We start from the raw sequence: 6649 nt of genomic DNA, 5'->3' as shown, positions 1-6649 counted from the left end.
GATGCGCTCCAGGTAAACTTCAACTTCGTCACCCACGGCCGGGGCTTCAGAGCCCGGACCCGTGAACTCGCGCATCGGCACGCGGCCTTCGGTCTTGAGGCCAACATCGACGACAACAACGTCGTTTTCGATGGCGGTTACATTGCCTTTGACGACTTGGCCTTCAGCCAGATCGCGTCCGGCGAGGCTTGCCTCCAGCATGGCGGCAAAATCATCAGTCGTCGGGGTGAGAGATTCGGTAGACATATAAAGGGTTGCTCCAGCCGGCGAACAAGGTTTGATCTAAGGAGTGGCTCGCCGGTTTGTGCTGCGATAACAGCGGGTTAAGTGTTGACATAACGAATGAGTACCAGCGCTTTCGCCTCTCGGATGAGACCGCGAAACCACTCGAACGCACTCGAACCAATGCTGGGGTAGCCCCGATAGCGTCACGCCTTTTGGCGTTTTTCCACAATCGCGATAGCTGCCGCAACGGCGGCGTCTATACTCAAGGACGTCGTATCAAGCAAGGTCGCATCCTCTGCGGCCTGCATGGGCGCATCGCTGCGCTGGGCGTCGCGGGCGTCGCGTTCCAGCGTCTGCGACAGCATTTCTTCATAGCTGATCGTGTCACCCTTGGCCTGGAGTTCCATCCAGCGGCGGCGGGCCCGTGTCTCGGCATCGGCGACGACAAAGAGTTTCACATCCGCATCCGGGCAAATCACCGTGCCGATATCACGGCCATCGAGAATGGCGCCGCCCGGTTGATAGGCGAAATCACGTTGCACCTTATAGAGCGCTTCGCGGACCTCCGGGATGACGGCGACCTTGGAGGCCGCGGCGCCGGCGTCGGCAGTGCGGATCCGGGACTCGTCGATCGCATCAGCTTTCAGGCCTTGAGCTGCGCGGACCGCCGCCTTGGCATCGGCCGGGTCGTCTCCCGCATCGAGCACGGCGAGGGCCGTGGCGCGATAGAGCGAACCAGTGTCGAGATAGGGCAGGGCGAATTTGGCTGCCAGGGTCCGCGCGATCGTGCCCTTGCCGGAGGCGAGCGGGCCATCCACCGCAATAATCATCGTGCCGGCTCCAGCACCGCGCCCAACGCCTCCATATGGTCCAGGAAGTCAGGATAGCTGGTCGCGATCATAGCTGTGTCGTCGACCTCGACCGGGTTTTGCGCCGCCAGGCCGAGCACCAGCCCGCTCATCGCTATGCGATGATCGTGCAGGGTTTCCACCCGGCCACCGCCGGGGACTGTGGCGGAACCGGTGACGGCCAGCGTGTCGCCTTCAATGGCCACATCGACACCATTGTTCCGCAGAATGGCCGCTGTCGCTTCCAGCCGGTCGCTTTCCTTGGCACGCAATTCGTCCAGGCCGAGCATTCGGGTGGTGCCATCGGCAAATGCCGCGGCAACGGACAGGATGGGATACTCGTCGATCATGGAGGGCGCGCGGTCAGCGGGCACATCAATGGCCTTCAAAGCGCTGTGGCGGGCGGTGATATCGACCGTGCGCTCGCCGGCCATGTCCGGGCCCGGGCGGATATCCAGATCGGCCTGCATGTCCTGCAAGGTGCGATACAGGCCCGAGCGGGCGGGGTTGTCCATCACGCCCGTTATCGTGATCTCTGAGCCGGGCGTAATCAGGGCGGCTACCACAGCGAAGGCGGCCGAAGACGGGTCGCCGGGCACGCGGATGTGGGCGCGATCGAGCCGCTGTGCTCCCGGCAGGGTGATGCGCCGGCCATCTCCGTCCAGGGCGACGGTGATCTCGCCGCCGAACAGTTTCAGCATGGTTTCGGTGTGATCGCGGGTCGGAACCGGCTCGCGCACGACTGTCACGCCCTCGGCGGTCAGTCCGGCCAGCAGCACGGCGGACTTTACCTGGGCCGAGGCCATGGGCGGGGTGTAGTCAATTCCGCTGAGCGTGGCCGGTGTCATGTCGACCGGCAGCCGTCCGTCCTGTGTTTCCAGCCTGGCCCCCATCAGGGTGAGCGGATCAGTGACCCGTTTCATCGGCCGCGAGGATAGCGAGGCGTCGCCGACAAAGCGGGCGCTGACACCCGAACCGGCCAATAGCCCCATGACCAGACGCACCCCAGTGCCCGAATTGCCGAAGTCGAGATCACCGGCAGGTGATTCGAATCGGCCCCCGAGGCCGTCGACGCGCCAGGCGCCCGGTCCGGTGCGCTCGACTTTCGCGCCCACTGCAGCCATGGCCTTGGCGGTATTGAGGACATCATCGCTTTCCAGCGCCGCCTCGATGAGGCTCTCGCCCCGGGCTAAGGCCGCAAACATAAAGGCACGATGGGAAATCGACTTGTCGCCGGGGGCTTGAAACTGGCCCTTAAGCGGATGAGAGGGGCGGGCGCGATAAGGGCCCTGCAGGCGGTCGGTCATTGGCGCTGTAAACAAAAAATAGAGGATTGAGGTGGGATCACCGTCATCAGGTTTTGACAGAGCGCGGTGATCGTGGCAACGGGACCCGCCGAAACGAATTGTGGTTGTGAAGGGAAGTCATGGCCAAAGCTGATCTAGGGACGAAGCGGACTTGTCCGAACTGTGCGTCCAAATTTTATGACCTGGGGCGGATTCCCGCCCAATGTCCGAAGTGCGGGCACGAGTACGATCCGACCGAACTCGAGCCGCAAATCCCGTCCGTGAAGGATGTGGCTGAGGACAAAGAAGAGAAAAAGGAAGAGGCGTCCGCCGATTCCGATGGTTTCGAAGAGGAAGCCGATGATGCGGTGGAGGTCGATCTGGCCGCTGCAGAACCGGCTGACACCGATGATGACGAGAACGAGGATGCCTCGGGCTTGTCGGATGATATCGGTGATGATTTCGAGTCCGATGACATTGAAGACAGCGACGAGGACGACAATACGACCGTCCTGATCGACGAGGAAGAAGACGACGACCTCGGCGATTTCAATATCGAGGGCGAAGAAGACCTCTGATCGCTGCAGGAGAGGCGCAATGCGCACTTGATCCCGGTCTATTCCGGGACTAGGTTCCGCGCCTCTTCACCGCCCATACCCCAAGGGCGGCGAACCCGGGTTTCGGGGCTATAGCTCAGTTGGGAGAGCGCTTGAATGGCATTCAAGAGGTCAGCGGTTCGATTCCGCTTAGCTCCACCAGCCTACGCTACGAAGTAGCAAGAGGCTGCCACGCCGAAGCCTGAAAAGGCGAAGGCGGGCCCGAAGCCAAGCGCTTCGGCAAGGCGAGCCAAATGGCAAATACAAAACCCCGCCGGTTTCCGGCGGGGTTTTTCATTGTGCTGACGGGATTGGGGTGGACGCGTTACTGCGTCTGGCCGCCATAGATCTGATCCGGGGTGATGCCGAAAGTCTGCAGGATATAGGCGCGAGCGCCGCCCAGCTCGAGATACCAGTCTTCCGTTTGCGGCAATTGCGGGCTGATGTCGGCGAGCAGGCGTTCGGCCATGCTGTCGCCGCCATCACGAGCCAGCTGCAGCAGCGCCACGCCGATCGCCGTGTTTGCTTCACCGCCCTCGCCATAAAGATACATGGCGCCGAGCGCCCGCATCGCATGGGCATTGCCCAGTTTCGCGGCTTCCTCATACCAGGTCCGGGCCAGCCCCCCATCGACCTGGGTTCCCTGCCCTGTGGCCAGCATAACGGCCCGGGAGATCATGCCATTGTCGAAACCGGCTTCCGAGGACAGCACCATGAAGCGATAGGCTTCGGTCTCGTCGACCGGCGTGCCGGCACCGGTCAGATGTATCATGCCGGCCTTCCAAGCGGCCTGGCCGTGGCCGCGCTCGGCTGCGCGAGCGAAATAGCTCAGCGCCTGCACGACATCGGGGCTGGATGCGCCGGGCTGCAGGCCGCTCTCATAGATGTTGCCAGCCATAAAGTTGAAGACGGGATTATCCGGCAGCGCCTCCACGCCGGCAAGGATATTGCCGACCGCAAGCGGGATGTCCTGCTCAACCCCGGCCAGGCCCCAGGCGTAGGCGATACCGATATGCCCGGTGGCAAGGGCGCGCAGATGATCTGGTGCGTCCGGATTGTCCGTGATGCTGACCAGGGCGTCGAAACCGGTGATCTGCTGGTTCTGGTCCGGTTGGTACAGCCGGTAGACGCCAAAATTCCCCGCTGCAGCCGGATTTCCGGCGCGGTAGGCGCGCTCGTAATAGGCCATGGCGCCATCCGGGTCGGCGACGCGGCCGATGCCGTTCATCATCATCACGCCCATCAGGTTCATCGCACCGGGGTGCTGATCCTGGCTCAGATGCTGGATCAGCACGGTGAGCTCGGCGACTTCGAGCGGATTCTCGTCGGCATTGGCCGTTGCCGCGTCGAAACGCTCCTCGACAATGGCGAAGAGCCAGTCGGCATCGGCAGAACGCGGATCGGCGAGAATTTCGACCGCCGGCGCTGTTCGGATCGGGTCCGCTTCAGCCTGGGCGGTCAGTCCAAGCGCCAGCGCGCTGACAAGTGCGATAATCATGCAATCCCCCTCAATCGCGCATGCCGCTCCACTATTGAAACTCTACCCGGAGGCGTCAATCAGAAGTCGTGTCGATTGGCAGCGGGGCTTATGGCAATTGTGCCAGGCGCGCTTGGGCGCGTGTCTCGGCCTGTTGCTGTTGCCCGGCATTGAGCTGGTCTTCCAGTTCTGCCGCGGCTTCAGCCGCCGTGAAGTCGCCCAGTGCGGCCGCGGTTTGCCACAAGGCCAGCGCCTCGACCGGGTCTGCGGTAACGCCGTCTCCGTCGGTATAGGCCTGGGCCAGGGCCCCCAGGCTCAGCGTATCACCCGTATCGGCCGCGGCGCGCCACAGGGCGATAGCCGCCGCAGGATCGGCAGTCCGGCCCAACCCTTCCATGGCGGCAATGCCGAGGATGTAATTGGCCTGCAGGGCTGCCGGGTCGCGGGCGATGGCGGCTTCGGCGGCTGCGATGGCTGCGCTGTCATCGCGAATTGTGTCGGGACCGAAAAACAGCGCGTCGGCGAGCATCAGCTGGGCATCGACGCCATTATCGCCTTCGGCCAGCCGGCGCAGGATGGCTACCCCGCTTGCCGCATCGCTCTCGTAATCGAAGATCAGGAGTTCGGCGAGATTGAAGCCGGCCGGCGCGTAGTTGCGGCTCCAGGAGGTCTCGAAGAAGGCGCGGGCGCGGTCGAGGTCGGCGTCAACGCCGATTCCGTCCCGATAGACCAGGCCAAGCACGTGGTCGGCTTCGGCAATTCCGTTATCGGCGGCCTGGACCAGCCAGTAGCGGCCGATTTCATAATCGGCATCGCCGCTTTCCGGGAAAGTCAGGGCATAGCCATAGTCGAAGGCGGCATTGAAATCGCCGGCTTCTGCCTGCAGGCGCGCCGCGTCGATATCGGTTTGCATTGTGGCCGAGGCGAGGCCTGCAGCGCTGGTCGCCAGAACAGTGGCCACGAGGAAGGTGCGCAGCATGAGAGATCTCCCAGAAATCAAATCTGGGGCGATATCACTCCAGCGCACCTGAACCCATGATGAGCGTGGCGTTGTGGGATGATCAGGCGGCGTCGCTGGCCGGCTCACCGAACAGGACGGCCTGGATGGCTTCGGCATCGGGCGCGGCGCGCAGGCGCTGGCGAATATCCTCGCGGCGCAGGAGACGGGATACCCGGGCCAGGGCCTTGAGATGTTCGGCTCCGGCGTCTTCCGGCGCCAGCAGCATGAAAACCAGATCCGCCGGGCGACCATCGATGGAATCAAAGTCGATCGGGGATTTCAGCCGGGCAAAGAAACCGGCGACGGCGGGAATGCCGGCGAGGCGGGCGTGGGGAATAGCCACGCCCTGACCAACGCCGGTCGAGCCGAGACGCTCGCGCTGGAGCACGGCGTCAAAAATGGTTCTCGCATTCAGTCCCGTTTCGCGGGCCGCAATATCGGCAAGCGATTGCAGAACCTGCTTGCGGCTCGAGGCACCCAAATCAAGGGCAACCCCGTCGCTCGGGATAAGATCAGCTAACGCCATTGTTAAACTTCTGCGTCCTTATGCAGGCTCGTTTCGTTCGGCTTTGGACGGATCGACCCAGCCGATATTGCCGTCAGGACGGCGGTAGACGATGTTCAGGCCGCCATTAGCAGCATTGCGGAACATAAGGAAGGGGACGTCCAGCGCGTCCAGTTCCAAAGCCGCCATGCCAACCGTCAGAGTGCGAACCTCACCGGCCTTCTCGGCGATGACGATCGGGTCTGGCGCACCATTGAGCGGTTCAATGGCATCCTCGTCGAGGTCTTCCTCGCGGTCGAACGTGTCGCGCATGCCCTTGAGTACGACGAAGGGCATCTGTTCGGCCGGAAGTTCGGCCTTGTGGTCGGCGTGATGGTTCTTCAGCTTGCGCTTGTAGCGGCGCAGGCGTTTCTCCAGGCGGATCATGGTCTCATCCGCCGCCTTGTAGGCGTCGTCGGCTTCGCCGTGCGCCTGCAGCATGACACCGGAGGGCAGGTGCAGCGAACAATCGACGCGGAAGCCGACGCCTTCGCGCGAGATCGCCACATAGGCTTCACCCGGCCGGTTGAAGTATTTGGACACGCCTTCTTCTACGCGTCCCAGAATCTGCTCGCGCAGCGCGTCGCTGACGTCGATGCCTTTGCTGACAACTTGTGTATGCATGCGCTCCTTCCCGCTGGCCATTCACCAGCCCGTGAGGCGTTTTCGAACT

Annotated in this window: 8 protein-coding genes and 1 tRNA gene; 2 read left to right on the top strand and 7 right to left on the bottom strand. The window is 62.9% G+C overall.

Going from position 1 to position 6649, the window contains the following annotated elements:
• The 3 genes from Q1U94_RS04675 to aroA all read right to left on the bottom strand — a co-directional run.
• The coding region (locus tag Q1U94_RS04675; protein WP_300542336.1) for a S1 RNA-binding domain-containing protein at positions 1-246 on the bottom strand (246 nt) is incomplete at its 3' end.
• 182 nt (positions 247-428) lie between these two features.
• Entirely contained in the window at positions 429-1055 is a 627-nt protein-coding gene (gene cmk, locus Q1U94_RS04670; protein WP_300542335.1) for a (d)CMP kinase, read from the bottom strand.
• Complete coding sequence (gene aroA, locus Q1U94_RS04665) at positions 1052-2380, bottom strand: 3-phosphoshikimate 1-carboxyvinyltransferase (RefSeq protein ID WP_300542334.1); 1329 nt, start codon at positions 2378-2380, stop codon at positions 1052-1054. Before aroA ends, cmk begins: the two co-directional genes overlap by 4 nt.
• A gap of 119 nt (positions 2381-2499) precedes the next feature.
• Between aroA and Q1U94_RS04660 the strand changes: the two genes are divergently transcribed.
• Positions 2500-2937 (top strand): TIGR02300 family protein, encoded by a 438-nt coding sequence (locus Q1U94_RS04660; protein WP_300542333.1) that lies wholly within the window; start codon positions 2500-2502, stop codon positions 2935-2937.
• Positions 2938-3041: 104 nt separating this feature from the next.
• A tRNA-Ala gene (locus Q1U94_RS04655) sits at positions 3042-3117 on the top strand.
• A gap of 163 nt (positions 3118-3280) precedes the next feature.
• On the opposite strand, the gene Q1U94_RS04650 is transcribed toward Q1U94_RS04655, so the two are convergent.
• The 4 genes from Q1U94_RS04650 to raiA form a co-directional block, all read right to left on the bottom strand.
• Positions 3281-4453, bottom strand: a complete 1173-nt coding sequence (locus Q1U94_RS04650) for an SEL1-like repeat protein (RefSeq protein WP_300542332.1) — start codon at positions 4451-4453, stop codon at positions 3281-3283.
• A gap of 88 nt (positions 4454-4541) precedes the next feature.
• Positions 4542-5411, bottom strand: a complete 870-nt coding sequence (locus tag Q1U94_RS04645; protein WP_300542331.1) for a hypothetical protein — start codon at positions 5409-5411, stop codon at positions 4542-4544.
• Positions 5412-5493: 82 nt separating this feature from the next.
• Positions 5494-5958: a PTS IIA-like nitrogen regulatory protein PtsN gene (gene ptsN, locus Q1U94_RS04640; RefSeq protein ID WP_300542330.1), complete on the bottom strand. Its 465-nt coding sequence runs from the start codon at positions 5956-5958 to the stop codon at positions 5494-5496.
• 18 nt (positions 5959-5976) lie between these two features.
• A complete protein-coding gene (gene raiA / locus Q1U94_RS04635; protein WP_300542329.1) occupies positions 5977-6600 on the bottom strand; it encodes a ribosome-associated translation inhibitor RaiA in 624 nt (207 codons plus the stop codon).
• Positions 6601-6649: the final 49 nt, after the last annotated feature.

It is taken from the genome of Maricaulis sp. (assembly GCF_030149515.1).
Lineage (GTDB): Bacteria > Pseudomonadota > Alphaproteobacteria > Caulobacterales > Maricaulaceae > Maricaulis.
This window is presented reverse-complemented; position numbering and strand designations above follow the sequence as displayed.